13 protein-coding genes and 1 pseudogene are annotated in these 14,531 nt (G+C 70.2%); 10 read left to right on the top strand and 4 right to left on the bottom strand.

Annotation, left to right across the window (positions count from 1 at the left end):
- The first annotated feature begins 5 nt into the window (after positions 1-5).
- Positions 6-308 (top strand): DUF6968 family protein, encoded by a 303-nt coding sequence (locus QSK25_RS23980; RefSeq protein ID WP_285641425.1) that lies wholly within the window; start codon positions 6-8, stop codon positions 306-308.
- Here the strand turns inward: QSK25_RS23980 and sph are convergent.
- Together sph and QSK25_RS23970 are read right to left on the bottom strand one after the other, a co-directional pair.
- Entirely contained in the window at positions 301-1,221 is a 921-nt protein-coding gene (gene sph, locus QSK25_RS23975; protein ID WP_285641424.1) for a sphingomyelin phosphodiesterase, read from the bottom strand. The genes QSK25_RS23980 and sph overlap by 8 nt on opposite strands.
- 77 nt (positions 1,222-1,298) lie before the next feature.
- Positions 1,299-1,988: a FadR/GntR family transcriptional regulator gene (locus QSK25_RS23970; RefSeq protein ID WP_285641422.1), complete on the bottom strand. Its 690-nt coding sequence runs from the start codon at positions 1,986-1,988 to the stop codon at positions 1,299-1,301.
- Between the two features lie 76 nt (positions 1,989-2,064).
- Here QSK25_RS23970 and QSK25_RS23965 point away from each other — a divergent pair, with 76 nt between their 5' ends.
- Genes QSK25_RS23965 through QSK25_RS23950 form a run of 4 tightly spaced genes read left to right on the top strand, consistent with a single transcriptional unit; the run spans position 2,065 to position 6,934 of the window.
- Positions 2,065-3,327 carry an ABC transporter substrate-binding protein gene (locus QSK25_RS23965; protein ID WP_285641419.1) on the top strand — a complete coding sequence of 421 codons (1,263 nt, stop codon included), beginning with the start codon at positions 2,065-2,067 and terminating at the stop codon, positions 3,325-3,327.
- A gap of 1 nt (position 3,328) precedes the next feature.
- Positions 3,329-4,165, top strand: coding sequence for a carbohydrate ABC transporter permease (locus tag QSK25_RS23960; protein WP_285641417.1), 837 nt, complete (start codon positions 3,329-3,331; stop codon positions 4,163-4,165).
- Between the two features lies 1 nt (position 4,166).
- Positions 4,167-4,991, top strand: coding sequence for a carbohydrate ABC transporter permease (locus tag QSK25_RS23955; protein ID WP_285641415.1), 825 nt, complete (start codon positions 4,167-4,169; stop codon positions 4,989-4,991).
- Positions 4,988-6,934, top strand: a complete 1,947-nt coding sequence (locus tag QSK25_RS23950) for an alpha-galactosidase (RefSeq protein WP_285641414.1) — start codon at positions 4,988-4,990, stop codon at positions 6,932-6,934. Before QSK25_RS23955 ends, QSK25_RS23950 begins: the two co-directional genes overlap by 4 nt.
- On the opposite strand, the gene QSK25_RS23945 is transcribed toward QSK25_RS23950, so the two are convergent.
- Complete coding sequence (locus QSK25_RS23945; protein ID WP_285641413.1) at positions 6,921-7,514, bottom strand: bifunctional 4-hydroxy-2-oxoglutarate aldolase/2-dehydro-3-deoxy-phosphogluconate aldolase; 594 nt, start codon at positions 7,512-7,514, stop codon at positions 6,921-6,923. The two genes, QSK25_RS23950 and QSK25_RS23945, sit on opposite strands and share 14 nt — an antisense overlap.
- Before the next feature lie 73 nt (positions 7,515-7,587).
- Between QSK25_RS23945 and QSK25_RS23940 the strand changes: the two genes are divergently transcribed.
- The 4 genes and pseudogenes from QSK25_RS23940 (at position 7,588) to QSK25_RS23925 (ending at position 12,596) form a co-directional block, all read left to right on the top strand.
- Positions 7,588-9,603, top strand: coding sequence for a DUF8189 domain-containing protein (locus QSK25_RS23940; RefSeq protein ID WP_285641412.1), 2,016 nt, complete (start codon positions 7,588-7,590; stop codon positions 9,601-9,603).
- 10 nt (positions 9,604-9,613) lie between these two features.
- Positions 9,614-10,294 (top strand): annotated as a pseudogene (locus QSK25_RS23935) (SDR family NAD(P)-dependent oxidoreductase).
- Complete coding sequence (dgoD, locus tag QSK25_RS23930; protein WP_285641410.1) at positions 10,291-11,433, top strand: galactonate dehydratase; 1,143 nt, start codon at positions 10,291-10,293, stop codon at positions 11,431-11,433. Before QSK25_RS23935 ends, dgoD begins: the two are co-directional and overlap by 4 nt.
- A 110-nt stretch (positions 11,434-11,543) precedes the next feature.
- Entirely contained in the window at positions 11,544-12,596 is a 1,053-nt protein-coding gene (locus tag QSK25_RS23925; protein ID WP_285641409.1) for an FAD-dependent oxidoreductase, read from the top strand.
- On the opposite strand, the gene QSK25_RS23920 is transcribed toward QSK25_RS23925, so the two are convergent.
- A complete protein-coding gene (locus QSK25_RS23920; protein ID WP_285641407.1) occupies positions 12,583-13,881 on the bottom strand; it encodes an MFS transporter in 1,299 nt (432 codons plus the stop codon). The genes QSK25_RS23925 and QSK25_RS23920 overlap by 14 nt on opposite strands.
- Positions 13,882-13,929: 48 nt before the next feature.
- Between QSK25_RS23920 and QSK25_RS23915 the strand changes: the two genes are divergently transcribed.
- A complete protein-coding gene (locus tag QSK25_RS23915) occupies positions 13,930-14,502 on the top strand; it encodes an XRE family transcriptional regulator (protein WP_285641405.1) in 573 nt (190 codons plus the stop codon).
- Positions 14,503-14,531 lie beyond the last annotated feature (29 nt).

Genomic DNA, 14,531 nt, shown 5'->3' with positions numbered 1-14,531 from the left:
GTCGCATGGACTTGGGCACCGTGATCGCCGAACGACGGATCGAGGGCAAGACGCCGGACGGATCACCCCTCGAGGTGGTGATCCGGTTCGGCACCCCGCGCCCCGATCCGTTGAGCGAGAACGGCGACTGGGAGTGTCCACACCAGATCGGCGACGAACCGGTGGACGCCGCTTACGGCGTGGACTCGGTCCAGGCGTTGCTGCTGAGCATCTACGCCGTGCGGATCAAGCTGGCCGAGACCGGCGCCGGCGAGGACTGGATGGGCATGCGCGACTTCGGCCTGACCGTCGCTCCCGTGCTCAGCTAGCGAACACGGGGTAGTGGTCGGAGAAGTCGGTGAAGGTGTACTTGCGCCCCCACGACCAGATCGACCACTCGGGACTCTTCACCCGCCGCGTCTCGTTGCGCAGCAAGGGACCCTGCACCGTCAGCACGTAGTCGAGGTGTTCCGACGCGTACTCCGGCCCGTACTGGTCGCGGCAGACGCTGTTGTCCGCGCAGTCCCACGAGAACGGGTGCCCACCCACCTCGGGCGTGTGCGCCCCCAGTTCCGACACCATCCGCGGGAACTCGGCACTCGCCTTGATCACGTTCAGGTCCCCGGCCACGTACACGGGTTCGGCGGCGGGAATGTTCCGCGCGGTCAGGAACGCCTTGATCTCGGCCCGCTGCTTCGCCCGGTACCCCTCCGGCGCGCTCGTGCACGTGGAGTCCTCGGCCTGCATGTGCGTCCCGATCACGTGCACCGGACCGCCCGGCGCCTCGATCCGCACGTACGCGAACCCCTTGTTGGAGAACCAGTCGGCCCCGCAGGCGTCGCGGTAGACGTGCTGCACCCGCGTGGTGATCGGCCACCGGCTGAGCACCGCCACCCCGCCGTCCTCCGGCGTCGAGTCGCTGTAGGCACCGCTGGTGACGTCCCAGCCGGACTTGGACCGCCCGAGCACCGGCGTCTGGTGCGGGTAGGTGTCGCGCAGGTTCGCGAGCAACCGGTCGGAGGCGGCGTTGTCGAACGCCTCCTGCACCACCACGACGTCCTGCCCGGCCAGCACCCCGGAGCTGTCGAGCAGGTCGGCCCGCGCCACCTGCCCCCAGTTCGGGTACAGGTTCCGCGACAGCATGAACACGTTGTAGGTGGCGATCTTCAGTCCGGGTGCCGCAGCCGCGGGGGCGGCCGAGATCGCGAGCACGACGGCGACGGCGAGCGTGATCAGGCGCATGAGGCCCGATGCTGACGGACGTGAATGTCTTTCACAACCGTTGAAACGGTACCCGATGGTGTCGTATCGATTAAGACTCAGCGCAGGCGGTCGAGGTCGGCGCCCGACTTGTCGACCAGCGCGCGCATCGCCTCGTAGGCCGCTTCGGGTGAACGTTCCCTGATCGCGTCCAGCACGGCGCGGTGTGACGGCACCGGGTCGTCCTCGACGGTCCCGTGCACGAGCTTGTCCCGTTCGGCGAGGCCGATCGCGATGATCCGCTCGACCTGGGTCAGGAACGCGTTGTGCGTGGCCGCCATGAGCAGCCGGTGGAAGTCCAGGTCCGCCCGGACGGTCGCGGCGAGGTCGCGGGCCGACGCCATGCGGTCCACCGCGGCCGCCAACGCCTCGATGTCGGCGTCCGAAGCCCGTTCGGCGGCCAGGCGGGCGGCGGCGGGTTCGACGATCACGCGCATCTCGGTCAGTTCGTCGAACAGGCCGTGGTCGGCGTTGCCCGCCTGGGTCTGCCAGCGCATCACGTCGGTGTCGAGGAGGTTCCACGACGAGCGCGGCTGGACGAACGTGCCGCGCTTCTGGCGTGCGTCGATCATGCCCTTGGCCGACAACACCTTCAGGGCCTCGCGCAGCGCGGTCAGTGACACGTCGAGTTCCTCGCGCAACGCCGGGAGGTCGAGGGTGTCGCCCTCGCCGATCTCGCCGGCGAGGATCCGACCGGCCAGTGCCTCAACGGTCTGGCCGTGCACGCCCCGCAGCCGCTTCTCGCTCATGCTCGCGATCATACGGCACATCATAAATTATGAATTATTCTTGACATGATCATGACCTGCGCGCAATCTGTCCGCCATGGACAGGCGTCACTTCCTCCGCGTCACCGCCGCCGCGGGAGCCGGGTTGCTGGTCAGCGGCACGGCTTCCTGCGCCACCTCGGCGTCCTCCGGCCCGGTCACCCAGGCCGCGGGCACGGCCACGATCCAGTCGAACCTGTCGGCGCCTGCTGCCAAAGCGGCGATCGACGCGCTGGTGAAGGCGTTCAACGACAAGAAGGGTGCGCAGGCCTCGGTCAACACCGTGGCCTCCGAGACCTTCCGGACCCAGCTCCCGAGCTACCTCACCTCGGCCAACCCGCCCGACCTCTTCACCTGGTACCCCGGAGCGCTGCTCAAGGGCTACGAGGAGAAGGGGCTGCTGCTCGACATCAGCGACGTCTGGCAGACGATGGGTGACTACCCCCAGTCGTTCAAGACGTTGAGCGGCAAGGTGTTCGTGCCGACGACGTACTACTGGTGGGGCTTCTTCTACCGCAAGTCCAACTTCGCCAAGTGGGGCGTCACCCCGCCGAAGACGTGGACCGAGTTCGTCGACCTCTGCAAGGTGCTGCAGGGCAAGGGCGTGATCCCGCTCGGCATGGGCGCGGGCTCCGACTCGCCGTGGACCGCGTCGAGCTGGTTCGACTACTTCAACATCCGCGTCAACGGCGCGCCGTTCCACCGCGAACTGCTGGCGGGCAAGCAGCGCTTCGACGACCCGAAGGTCAAGGCGATCTTCACGCCGTGGCGTGAGGTGCTGCCCTACACCGACCCCAACGGCACCGCGATCGGGTTCCAGGACGCCACCACGGCGATGCTCCAGGGCCGCACGGGCATGCTGCTCACCGGCGCGTTCTTCGCCGACGCGGCACCGAAGGACGCGATCGACGACATCGACTTCTTCCGGTTCCCGATCATCGACCCGAACGTGCCGCTGGCCGAGGAGGGCCCGACCGACGGGTTCTTCGCGAGCGCCAAGTCCCCGCACGTCAAGGAGCTCAAGGAGTTCCTGACGTACGCGGCGACGGCCGAGGGGCAGGAGGTCTACATCAAGGCCTCGTCCGGCACCGTGCTGCCGACGCACCCGAACGCCAAGGACTCCGGCACACCGCTCGTGACGAAGGGCCGCCAGCACCTCAAGGAGGCCGCGGAGATCACCCAGTTCTTCAACCGGGACTCCAGCGACGCGCTGCAGCCGACGGCGGACGCGGCGCTGGTCAAGTTCCTCCAGCAGCCCGACCAGCTGGAGTCCATCCTGACGACGTGGCAGAAGGCCGCCGAGCAGGTGTGGTCGAGCTGACATGACCAGGAGCTCCACCAGGGTCCCTCCGATCCTGCTGCTGTTCGTGCTCATCCCGTTGCTGGTGGAGGGGTTCTGGGTCTTCTGGCCCGCGATCCAGGGCTTCTGGCTCGCGCTGACGAACTGGGACGGCGTCTCGCCGCCCCGGTTCGTCGGGCTCGACAACTACGCCAGGATGATCGACGACCCGGTCTTCCACACCGCCGTCACGAACACCGCGATCTGGCTCGTGCTCTTCGGCGGCCTGTCCGCGATCGGCGGCCTCGGGATCGCCGTGCTGCTGCAGAAGGAACGCCGCGGCGTCGGGATCTACCGCGCCGCGCTGTTCATCCCCGTCGTCTTCTCGCTCGTCGCCACGTCGCTGATCTGGCAGGTGCTCTACCAGCCGGGCGCGATCTTCGACAGCAGTCCGCTGGCCGACCCGGACACGGCGATCTACGCGGTGCTGGTGCCGGCACTGTGGCGGCAGGTCGGGTACGTCATGGTGCTGTACCTGGCGGGCCTCAAGGGAATCGACCCCGGCCTGTACGAGGCGGCCACTTTGGACGGTGCCACGGCGTGGCAGAAGTTCCGCCACATCACCTGGCCGCAGCTGTCGAGCGTCAACTCGGTGGTGCTGTCGGTGATCGTGATCGACTCGCTGCGGTCGTTCGACGTGGTGTGGTCGATGACGCGCGGCGGCCCGTACCACTCGTCCGAGCTGCTCAGCACCTACATGTACTCGACCGCGTTCCAGTCGCTCAAGCTCGGCTACGCCTCAGCGCTCGCCGTGGTCATCTTCCTGCTGGCGTTCGGCGTGATCGTGACCTACCTCGTCCGCGCGTTCCGGGAGAACTGAGATGTCGAGTAGCGCTTCTTCTGGCCGCCTCTTCCACGCCGTCGCGGGCACGATCTCCGTGCTGTGGCTGCTGCCGATCGTGGCCGTGCTGATCACCGCCGTCCGCAGCTTCGACGACATCGCCGCCAACGGCCTCGCCTCGGTGCCGCGGTCGTTCACGTTCGCCGGGTTCGCCGACGCGTGGACGAACGGCGGCGCGGGCGCGATGTGGAACAGCGTCGTCGTCACGATCCCGACGGTGTTCCTGTCCCTCGCGCTGGCGTCGGCGGCGGCGTACGCGCTCAGCCGGTTCGCGATCCCCGGCCGGCGCACGATCATCCTGCTGATGCTCGCGGGCAACCTGCTGCCCCCGCAGATCCTGCTGGTGCCGGTGTCGAAGCTGACCGAGGTGCTCGGCATCTACGACACGCTGTTCGCGCTGATCGTCGTGCAGGTCGGGTTCGGGCTCGGCTTCTACACGTTCGTGCTGCAGGGCTTCATGCGCGCCATGCCGAACGAGGTGCAGGAGGCCGCCACCATCGACGGCGCCGGACCCGTGCAGATCTTCTGGCGGATCGTGCTGCCGATGACCAGGCCCGCGCTCGCCGCGCTGGCGGCGCTGGCGTTCACCTGGATCTTCAACGACCTGCTGTGGGCGATCACCGTGCTGCGGTCCTCGGCCGTCATGCCGGTGACCCCGGCGCTGCTCGCGTTGCAGGGCCAGTACGTCTCCAACTGGAACGTGATCGCGGCCGGGTCGGTGATCGCCGCGATCCCGACCGTGGCGGTGTTCCTGCGGTTCCAGAAGCACTTCATCTCCGGACTCGCGGTGGGAGCGGTCAAATGAGCCAGTGGACGCTGCGGATGGCCACCACGTCCTACACGGTGGCGATCGAACCCGGCGGCCGCTGGGCCGAGCTGGTGGCCTGGGGGCCGCACGGGGTGGAGGTCGGCCCGTCCGCCTACGCGAACCGGGGCGACGTCCACTTCATCACCGAGGCCGACGCGGCGCCGATCGAGTACGCGCCGCGCGGCGAGCGCCCGTTCACCGGCGCCGATCTGGAGATCGACGGCGACTCGTGGCTGAGGTTCGAGCGCGGGGATCAGACGAACGGCGTGCTGCGGCTCGCGTTCGCAGACGAGGTCGCGCAGCTGAGGGTGGTGCTCTGCTACCGGCCCGAACCGACGGTGGACGTGCTGTCGCGATGGGTCGAGGTCACCAACCTGCGGGATGAGCCGGTGCGGCTCACCAAGCTCGGCTCGGCGGGTGTGTGCCTGCCGGTGCGGGAACCCCGGTTGGCGTTCCTGCACGGCGAGTGGGCCCGCGAGTTCCAGCTGGACCACGTGTCCCTGCCCGCGGGCGGGTTCCGGATCGGCAGTTCCTACGGCGTTCCCGGGCACAACTACGCGCCCTGGTTGTCCGTGGACGACACGTGGGGCGTCTCGCTGGCGTGGTCCGGTTCCTGGGAGATCACGGCCGAGGTCGAGCCCTCCGGACTCACGCGCGTGCGTGCCGGGATGCTCGGCCCGGTCGTGGTCGGGCCGGGGGAGACGTTCGTGACGCCCGAACTGGCGCTGGCGTACGCGACCGACGACCTGTCCCGGGTCTGGCACGCCTACGACCGGCTGCGGTCCCGTCCGGCCCGCAAGCCGGTGCTCTACAACTCCTGGGAGGCGACGGGGTTCGACGTCGACCTGCCCGGGCAGCTGGAGCTGGCCCGGATCGCCGCTGACCTGGGCGTCGAGCTGTTCGTGGTGGACGACGGCTGGTTCGCCGGCCGCCACGACGACACCGGCGGTCTCGGCGACTGGTACCCGGAGTCACCGGATTTCGGGGCGTTCGTCGACGAGGTGCGCGGGCTGGGACTGGAGTTCGGGCTCTGGGTCGAACCCGAGTCGGTCAGCCCGAAATCGCGGCTCTACGCCGAGCACCCGGACTGGGTGTACAAGGTGGACGGTCGCGAGCCCACGCTCATCCGCAACCAGATGCTGCTCAACCTGGGGCTGCCCGAGGTCTACGAGTTCGTGGTCTCCACTTTGGACCGGCTGCTGACCGAACACCGGATCAGCTACCTCAAGTGGGACATGAACCGCCCGGCCACGGAACGGTCCGGAGAGCTCGACGACGCGCACGTCCGCAACTACTGGCGCGTGCTGGAGCACCTGCGTGAAAGGCACCCCCACGTGCTGGTCGAGGGCTGCGCGGGTGGTGGCGGCCGAACCGACCTGGCCACGACCGGCATGGTCGACGTGGTGTGGCCCAGCGACAACACCGCGCCGCTCGACCGGTTGAAGATCCAGCACGGGTTCCTGCACATGCACGCGCCGCACCTGATGTCGTCGTGGGTGACGGACGCGCCGGGCTTCTTCGACGCGCGCCCGCGGTCGCTGAAGTTCCGGTTCGTGCTCGCGATGGCCGGTGTGCTCGGCATCGGCGCGGACGTGCGGCACTGGTCCGAGGCCGAGCGAGCGGAAGCCGCCGCGTTGATCGCCCGGTACAAGGACGTCCGCGACGTCGTCCACGGCGGCGAGGTGCGGTTGCTCGGGGACGCCGTGCAGTACAGCGCGGAGGACCGGGTCGTCGTGCTGGCGTGGCACACGGGCTCGCTGACCGGGGTGCCGGTGGTGCCCGGCCAGTCGTCGCGGGTGAGGCTGCGCGACCTGACCGCCGAGTCCTACGTGGACGAGAACGGCCAGGTGTACTCGGCGGCGCACCTGACCCACGTCGGCGTCCCGTTCGACTGGACCGCCGCGCACGACGCCGACGTGGTGGTGCTCAGGCCTGCCTGATCAGGGCCTTGATGTCGTCGATCGGCGTGCGGGCGAGGGCCGACCCGACCCCGCACGCCACGGCTCCGGCGGCGAGCCAGCCAGGCACGTCCGCCGGAGCGACGCCCCCGGTCGGCACGAGCGGCGCGTACGGCAGCACGGCCAGCACGTCCCTGACCCACTGCGGGGTGGGCGCGGGGAACACCTTCACCGCGTCCGCACCGGCTTCGAGCGCCTGCACGACCTCGGAGACGGAACCCGCGCCGGGCAGGACCGCGGCGCCGTAGCGGTGGCCCGCCCGGATCACGGCGGCGTCGAGGTTGGGCGCCACCAGGAACTGGGCTCCGGCCCGGACGGCGGCGACGGCGGAGGCCTCGTCGAGCACGGACCCGGCACCGATGGTCGCCTCCGGGTAGTCGGTCCGCAGCTGCCGGATCGCGTCCAGCGCGCCGGGGTTCGTCAGCGGCAGCTCGAGTGACGTGAGGCCCGCGTCCAGTAGTGGAACGGCGGCCTGAACAGCGGAGGAGGTGTCGGCGGTGCGAATGATCGCGATGACGCCCTGCCGCACGACTGCCTGGGTGATCTCGTAGCGGTAGCTCACGGGCGCCAGCCTACTACACATAAATTACGAATTATTCTTGACCTGAGGGCGAGCAGGAGGGAGGCTCACGACCATGTCGGTTCGCAGAGTCGCGTTGGCAGTCGCCCTGATGTCCCTGGTGGCGTCACCCGCATACGCAGGTGACGACCAAGGAGCGCCCACCTACTACGACAGCGGTGCGGCCAAGACGCCGTACATGGGTTGGAACACCTACTACGGCCTGGGCGCGCCCAGCGAGAAGGAGATCCGCAGCATCGCGGACTTCCTCGTGAGCAGCGGCATGCGCGACGCCGGGTACCAGATCGTGTGGATCGACGGCGGCTGGACCGCGCCGACCCCGCGTGACGCTCAGGGCAACCTCCAGGAGGACCCCGCGAAGTTCCCGAGCGGCCTGCCGAAGCTCGTCCGCGACCTGCACGCCAAGGGGCTCAAGGCCGGCATCTACACCGATGCCGGTCCGTCCGACGGCAAGAACTGCGCGGCGGGGAGTGGCGGCGGGTTCTACGAGAAGGACACCAAGCGGTTCGCCGACTGGAAGTTCGACGCGGTCAAGGTCGACTACCTGTGCGGCATCGCGGCGAACCTCAAGCCCGCCCAGGCGTACGCGGACTTCAGCAAGGCGCTGCGCAAGGCCGGGCGGCCGATGATCCTCAACATCTGCAACCCGGTCACCGACGAGTGGGGCGTTCCGCACACCCCCGACCAGACCGCCGACTTCTCCTACACGTTCGGCCCGCTGACCGGCGATTCCTGGCGTACGAGCACCGACATCGCGTTCGGCACGCCGTACGAGGGCATCTGGCGCGACGTGCTGCGCAACATGGACCGCAACGCCGCGCACCCCGAGTCCAACGGCCCCGGCCGCTACAACGACCCGGACTACCTGATCCCGATGCGCAAGACGCAGCAGGGCACCTACGAGCTCAACGAGGAGGAGTCGACCTCGCAGTTCGTCATGTGGGCGCAGATGTCCTCGCCGTTGATCGTCGGCTCGGACCCGCGCACGCTGCCCGCGTCGATGATCGCGACCTTGAAAAACCCGGAGATCCTCGCCGTCAACCAGGACCCCCTGGCCATCCAGGGCGTCCGCGTGGCCTCGACCGGCGACACCGACGTCTACAGCAAGGTGTTGGCCCGCAAGGGCGAACGCTCCGTCGTGCTGCTGAACCGCCGCGACGTCCCCGCCGAGATGACGGTGAACGTCGCCGACGCGGGCCTGAAGGGGCCGGTCTCGGTCCGCGACCTGCGTGCTCGTGCCGACCGGGGCGTTGTCTCCGGCTCGTACACGGTGACGGTCCCGCCGCACGGCACCGCGATGCTCAAGCTGCGCGGCACCGACCTCGTCCCCGGCGAGGCCGTGGGTTCGGACGCCACGGCTTCTCCGGCCATCGCGCGGGTCGGCGACTCGGCGCTGGTGTTCAGCCGGGGTGCCGGTGGTGAGGTGCGGATGCTGCGCGACGGCAAGTGGTCCTCGCTCGGCAAGGCGATCCAGGGCCAGCCCGCCGTCCGCACGGTCGGCACCGACGTCGAAGTCTCGGTCCGCGGTGTGGACAACCGGCTCTGGCAGCGCACGCTCCACAACGGACAGTGGGATGCGTGGAAGTCCCTGGGCGGCAAGCTCACCGACGCGCCCTCGGTTTCTCCTGACGGCACGATCGTGGCGCGTGGCGAAGACGGCGAGGTGTGGAAGCACGCCGGTGGTTCCTGGAGCTCCCTCGGCGCTCCCGGTGGCGCCCCGATCTACGGCAGGCCGAGCGTGGCCGGCGGCCAGGTCGCCGTCCGCACCGCCGCCGACAACGTCTGGGTGCGCCCGGTCGCGGGCGGCGAGTGGACGTCACTCGGAGGCGTGATCTCCGGCAGCCCCACCCTCGTCGAGTACCAGGACCGGATCTACCTGTTCGCGCGGGCCAGCGACTACACCCTGTGGCAGGTCAACGCTTCCGCCGGTGTCTGGGGCGGCTGGTTCAAGCGCGGCGAGTTCCCGAGCAACTCGCTCGTCGGCGCCGTCGGTGCTACTGCTGGTCCGGACGGCTCCGCGTGGACGGTCGTGCGCGGTCCGGACAACAAGGTCTACCGGCAGAAGCTCTAGGAGAACGTGCATGAAGCGCGCGGTGGTGTCAGGTGCGGCGGCGGGAATCGGCGCCGCGACGGCGGAACACCTGACGGACAACGGCTACCAGGTCGTCGGCATCGACCTGCGCGGTGACGTGGCCGTGCGGGGCGACGTCAGCGATCCCGCCGTGTGGCAGCGGGCCCTGGAGCTGTGCGACGGCGAGGTGGACGCGTTGGTCAGCAACGCCTACACCGTCGCGGTGAAGGCGTTGGACCTCACGACCCCCTCCGAGTGAGAACGGCAGCTCGCCGTGAACCTCGGCGGCGCCTTCCACGGACTGCGGGCGTGCCTGCCGTCGTTGCGGCAGCGCAAGGGTTCCGTCGTGCTGGTCTCGTCCGTGCACGCGCACTTCGGCATCCCCGGCCACGGCGCCTACGCGGCCTCGAAGGGCGGGCTGGTGGCGCTGACCCGCCAGCTCGCCGTCGAGTACGCGCCCGACGTCCGCGTCAACGCGGTGCTGCCCGGTCCCGTGCTGACGGCGGCGTGGGACCGGGTCTCCGCCGAGGACCGGGAACGCAGTGCCCGAGCGACCCCGGCCGGCCGCCTCGGCGACCCGGCCGAGGTGGCCTCGGTGATCGGATTCCTCCTGTCTCCGGCGGCGTCCTTCGTGACGGGCGCGGAGTTGTTGGTCGACGGCGGCTGGTCCGCGGCAAAGGACTCCTCATGAAGGTGACGGCGGTCGAGACGTTCCTGGTCGAGCCCCGCTGGTTGTTCCTCAAGGTGAGCACGGACGAGGGGGTGACCGGCTGGGGTGAGCCGGTGGTGGAGGGCAGGGCGGAGACCGTCCGCGCCGCCGTCCACGAGCTGTCGGACCTGGTCATCGGCCAGGACCCGTTGCGGGTCGAGGACATGTGGCAGGTGCTGCGCAAGGGCGGCTTCTACCGCGGTGGCCCCGTGCTGTCGTCGGCGCTCTCCGGCTACGACCACGCGTTGTGGGACATCGCGGGCAAGGCGCGCGGACTGCCGGTGCACGAACTGCTCGGCGGGCCGGTGCGCGACCGGGTGCGGGCGTACTCGTGGGTCGGCGGCGACCGGCCGGACGGCGTCTTCGAAGCCGTGGCGCGGCAGGTCGCGGCGGGGTTCTCCGCGGTGAAGATGAACGCCACGGCGGAGATGCGGCCGATCGCCTCGCCGGCCGATGCCGAGGCGGTGCTGCTGAGGGCTCGTGAAGCGCGGGAGGCGTTGGGACCGCAGGGAGATCTCGCCATCGACTTCCACGGCCGGGTGTCGCCCGCGATGGCGCGCCGGCTCGTGCGGATGCTGGAGGAGGTGCAGCCCATGTTCGTGGAGGAGCCGGTGCTGCCCGAGCTCCCGGCCGAGGTGCTGGCGTCGGTGGTGCAGGCTTCGACGGTGCCGATCGCCACGGGGGAGCGGTTGTTCTCGCGGTGGGAGTTCAAGCCGGTGCTGGAGGCGGGGGTCGCGGTCGTGCAGCCCGATCCGTCGCACGCGGGCGGCATCTCCGAGTTGCGGCGCATCGGGTCGCTCGCCGAGGTGTACGGGGCGTCGATCGCGCCGCACTGCCCGCTCGGGCCGATCTCGCTGGCGGCGTCGTTGCAGGTCGCGTTCACCACGCCGAACTTCCTGATCCAGGAGCAGAGCGCGGGCATGCACTACAACGGGACGGACCCGGCGTACCTGGTGGACATGGCGCCGGTGCGGCCGGTGGACGGCTGGATGAAGCGGCCGACGGGGCCCGGTCTCGGGGTGGAGGTCGACGAGGCGGCGGTGCGGCGGGCGGCGGAGGTCGGGCACGCGTGGCGGTCGCCGATCTGGCGGCACGACGACGGCTCGTTCGCCGAGTGGTGACAGGCGCTATCAGCCACTGCCAGTGAGGTGAGCGGGGGCTGCCAGCGCCGGGGGTGAACCTGGTCGTGCCGTCAGGGAGGCGGCACGGTCCGACCAGGGGAGTCACTTCCATGCGCGTCACGATCATCGGTGCCGGACTCGGCGGTCTCACGCTCGCCCGCGTGCTGCACGTCCACGGCATCCCGTCCGTCGTCCACGAGGCGGAGGAGTCGCCGACGGCGCGCTCGCAGGGCGGCATGCTGGACATCCACGACTACAACGGGCAGATCGCCGTCGAGGCCGCCGGTCTGATGGAGGAGTTCCAACGGCTGGTGCTGCCGGGGCGGCAGGCCATGCGGGTGCTGGAGAACGACGGCACCGTCCTGTTCGAGAAGGCCGACGACGGCAGCGGCGGGCGGCCCGAGGTGCAGCGCGCCGACCTGCGGCAGATGCTGCTCGACTCGCTGCCGGCCGGCACCGTGCGGTGGGGGAGCAAGGTCACGGACCCGGGCGTGCTGGAGACCGACGTGCTGGTCGGTGCCGATGGGGCGTGGTCGCGGGTGAGGCCGTTGGTGTCGGATGCCAGGCCGGTGTACGCGGGGTCGGCGTTCGTCGAGACCTTCATCCACGACGCCGACACGCGGTACCCGGCCACCGCGAAGGCGGTCGGGGGCGGGTCGCTCTTCGCGCCAGGCAAGGACCGCGGCATCTTCGCCCACCGCGAGGCGGGCGGCCTGCTGCACACCTACGTCGAGTTCCACCGGCCGCTGGAGTGGTTCGAGACGTTCGACGTCACCGATCCCGTCCAGGTGGCGCGGCACTTCGAGGGGTGGGCGCCGGAGCTGCGGTCGTTGATCCTCGACACCGACACCACGCCCCTCCTGCGTGCCCACCACGCCCTGCCGAACGACCACCGCTGGGACCGCGTGCCGGGCGTGACGCTCGTCGGCGACGCCGCGCACCTGTCGCCGCCCAACGGTGAGGGCGCGAACCTCGCCATGCTCGACGGCGCCGAGCTGGCGTCGGCGCTGGCGTCGTCCGACGTCGAGACCGCGCTGGCGACCTACGAGAAGGCCATGTTCGAGCGTGCGGCCAAGACCGCCGCCGACACCGAGGTCACCGTGCAGAGCCTCTTCGGCGACGACGCCCCGCAGAAGCTGCTCGACCTGCTCATCGACGCATAGCGACGCCGAACAGGACCGCCATGAGGGCCACGCCGGCCCACATGGCGGTCCGCCATCCCTCCACAAAGGACCCGCCGGCGTCGACCGCGTTCGCCACCATCGCTCCCAGCAACGCGATCCCGAGCGCCGTGCCGAACTCGCGCGTGACGTCGTTCAACGCCGACGCCACGCCCTGCTGCTCCTGGAGCAGGGAACCGGTGATCGCCTCGGTGGCGGGCGGCATCGACAGCCCCATGCCCGCGCCCATCGCGATCATGCCCGGCAGCACGGCGAGGTACCCGCCGTCCACGAACACCGCCATGGACGCCAACCCCAAGCCGCCCAACAGGATTCCGGCGCTCATCGTCACGCGCGCGCCCACCCGTTCGGCCAGGCGCGGCGCCAGGCCGGACACCACCATCATCACGCCGGCCATCGGCAGCAACGCCACCGTCGCCACCAGCCCCGACCACCCCAGCACGGTCTGGAAGAACGGGTACAGCACGATCGACACCCCGGCCTGCACGCCGAACACCACCAGCAGCACCAGCGATCCGGTGGCCAGCGATCGTTCGCGGAACAGCCTGATGTCCAGCAACGGCACGGGATGCCGCAACTCCCACACCACGAACGCCACCGCCGCCACGGCCCCGATGGCGAGACCGAACAGGCCGCCCTCGTGCAGGAAGTAGATCAACCCGGTCACCGCGACCGCGGACGTCACCGCGCCGACCACGTCGAACGGCCGCACCTCCCGCGAGTCCGGCACCTCCCGCACCGCCATCACCACCGCGACGACCACGAGCGCGACGGGCAGCACGAACAGGAACCGCCAGCTCGCGACGTCGACGAGCACCGCCGACAGGAACATCCCGAGCAACCCGCCGCCACCCGCGACGCCGGTCCACACGCCGATGGCGCGCCCGCGTTCCTTCTCCGGGAACGTCGAGGTGATCACCGCCAGCGTGACGGGCATGATCGTCGCTGCCCCGACCCCGGCCACCACCCGCGCCGCCAGCAGCACCCCGGCCGTCGGGGCGAGGCCCGCCACCACGTTCGCCACCCCGAACACCACGAGCCCGCCGATCAGCACCGGCCGCCGCCCCCACCGGTCGCCGGCGGCCCCCAGCGGCAGCAGCAACGCGGCCAGCGTCAGCACGTACCCGTTGATGATCCACAGCACCGTGCTCTGCGACGCGCCGAACTCGGCGGCGAGGTGCGGCTGGGCGACGTTGAGGCCGGTCACCGACGAGATCACGGCCATCAACGCCACGCACACCGCGATCAGGGTCTTCGTTCTGGTCATGCCGGCGAAGCTAGGCGGCGTTTGCCCCACAGACATACGATCGTGCGCATGACGCAAGAAGACGGCGATCTGGACGGCCTCGTGCGCAAGCGGATCCGCGCCCTGCGCGTGGCCCAGGGCTGGTCGCTCGACGAACTGGCCACGCGGGCGAAGCTCAGCCCGTCGTCGCTGAGCCGCATCGAGAACGGCCAGCGCCGCCTCGCCCTCGACCAGCTGGTGACCCTGGCGCGCGCCCTCGACACGTCACTGGACCAGCTCGTGGAGACCGACACCGACGACGTCATCGTCAGCCCGATGCTCGACGGCGCCCACGGCACCATGCGCTGGCCGATCAAGGCGGAACCGGGCATGACCGTGATGCGCCAGCGGATGACCACCCCGCCACCCGACAACCCGGCCTCGCTGCGCGCCCACTCCGGCCGTGAGTGGCTGGTGGTGCTGTCGGGCACGGCCGTCCTGCTGCTGGGCAACCGGCGGTTCCGGGTCGAGACCAACCAGGCCGCGGAGTTCCCGACGATGCTCCCGCACGCGATCGGCACGGCCGGGGGACCGTGCGAGATCCTCGGCATCTTCGACCGGGAGGCGCGCCGCGGCCACCACGCCGACAGGCAGAAGGCGTGATCTTGCGCGGACGGCACCGCGCGAGCTGA

The sequence above is a fragment of the Lentzea sp. NBRC 102530 genome (assembly GCF_030269365.1).
Taxonomy (GTDB): domain Bacteria; phylum Actinomycetota; class Actinomycetes; order Mycobacteriales; family Pseudonocardiaceae; genus Lentzea.
Note: the sequence above shows the minus strand (reverse complement) of the source record. Positions and strands in the feature narration are given on the sequence as shown.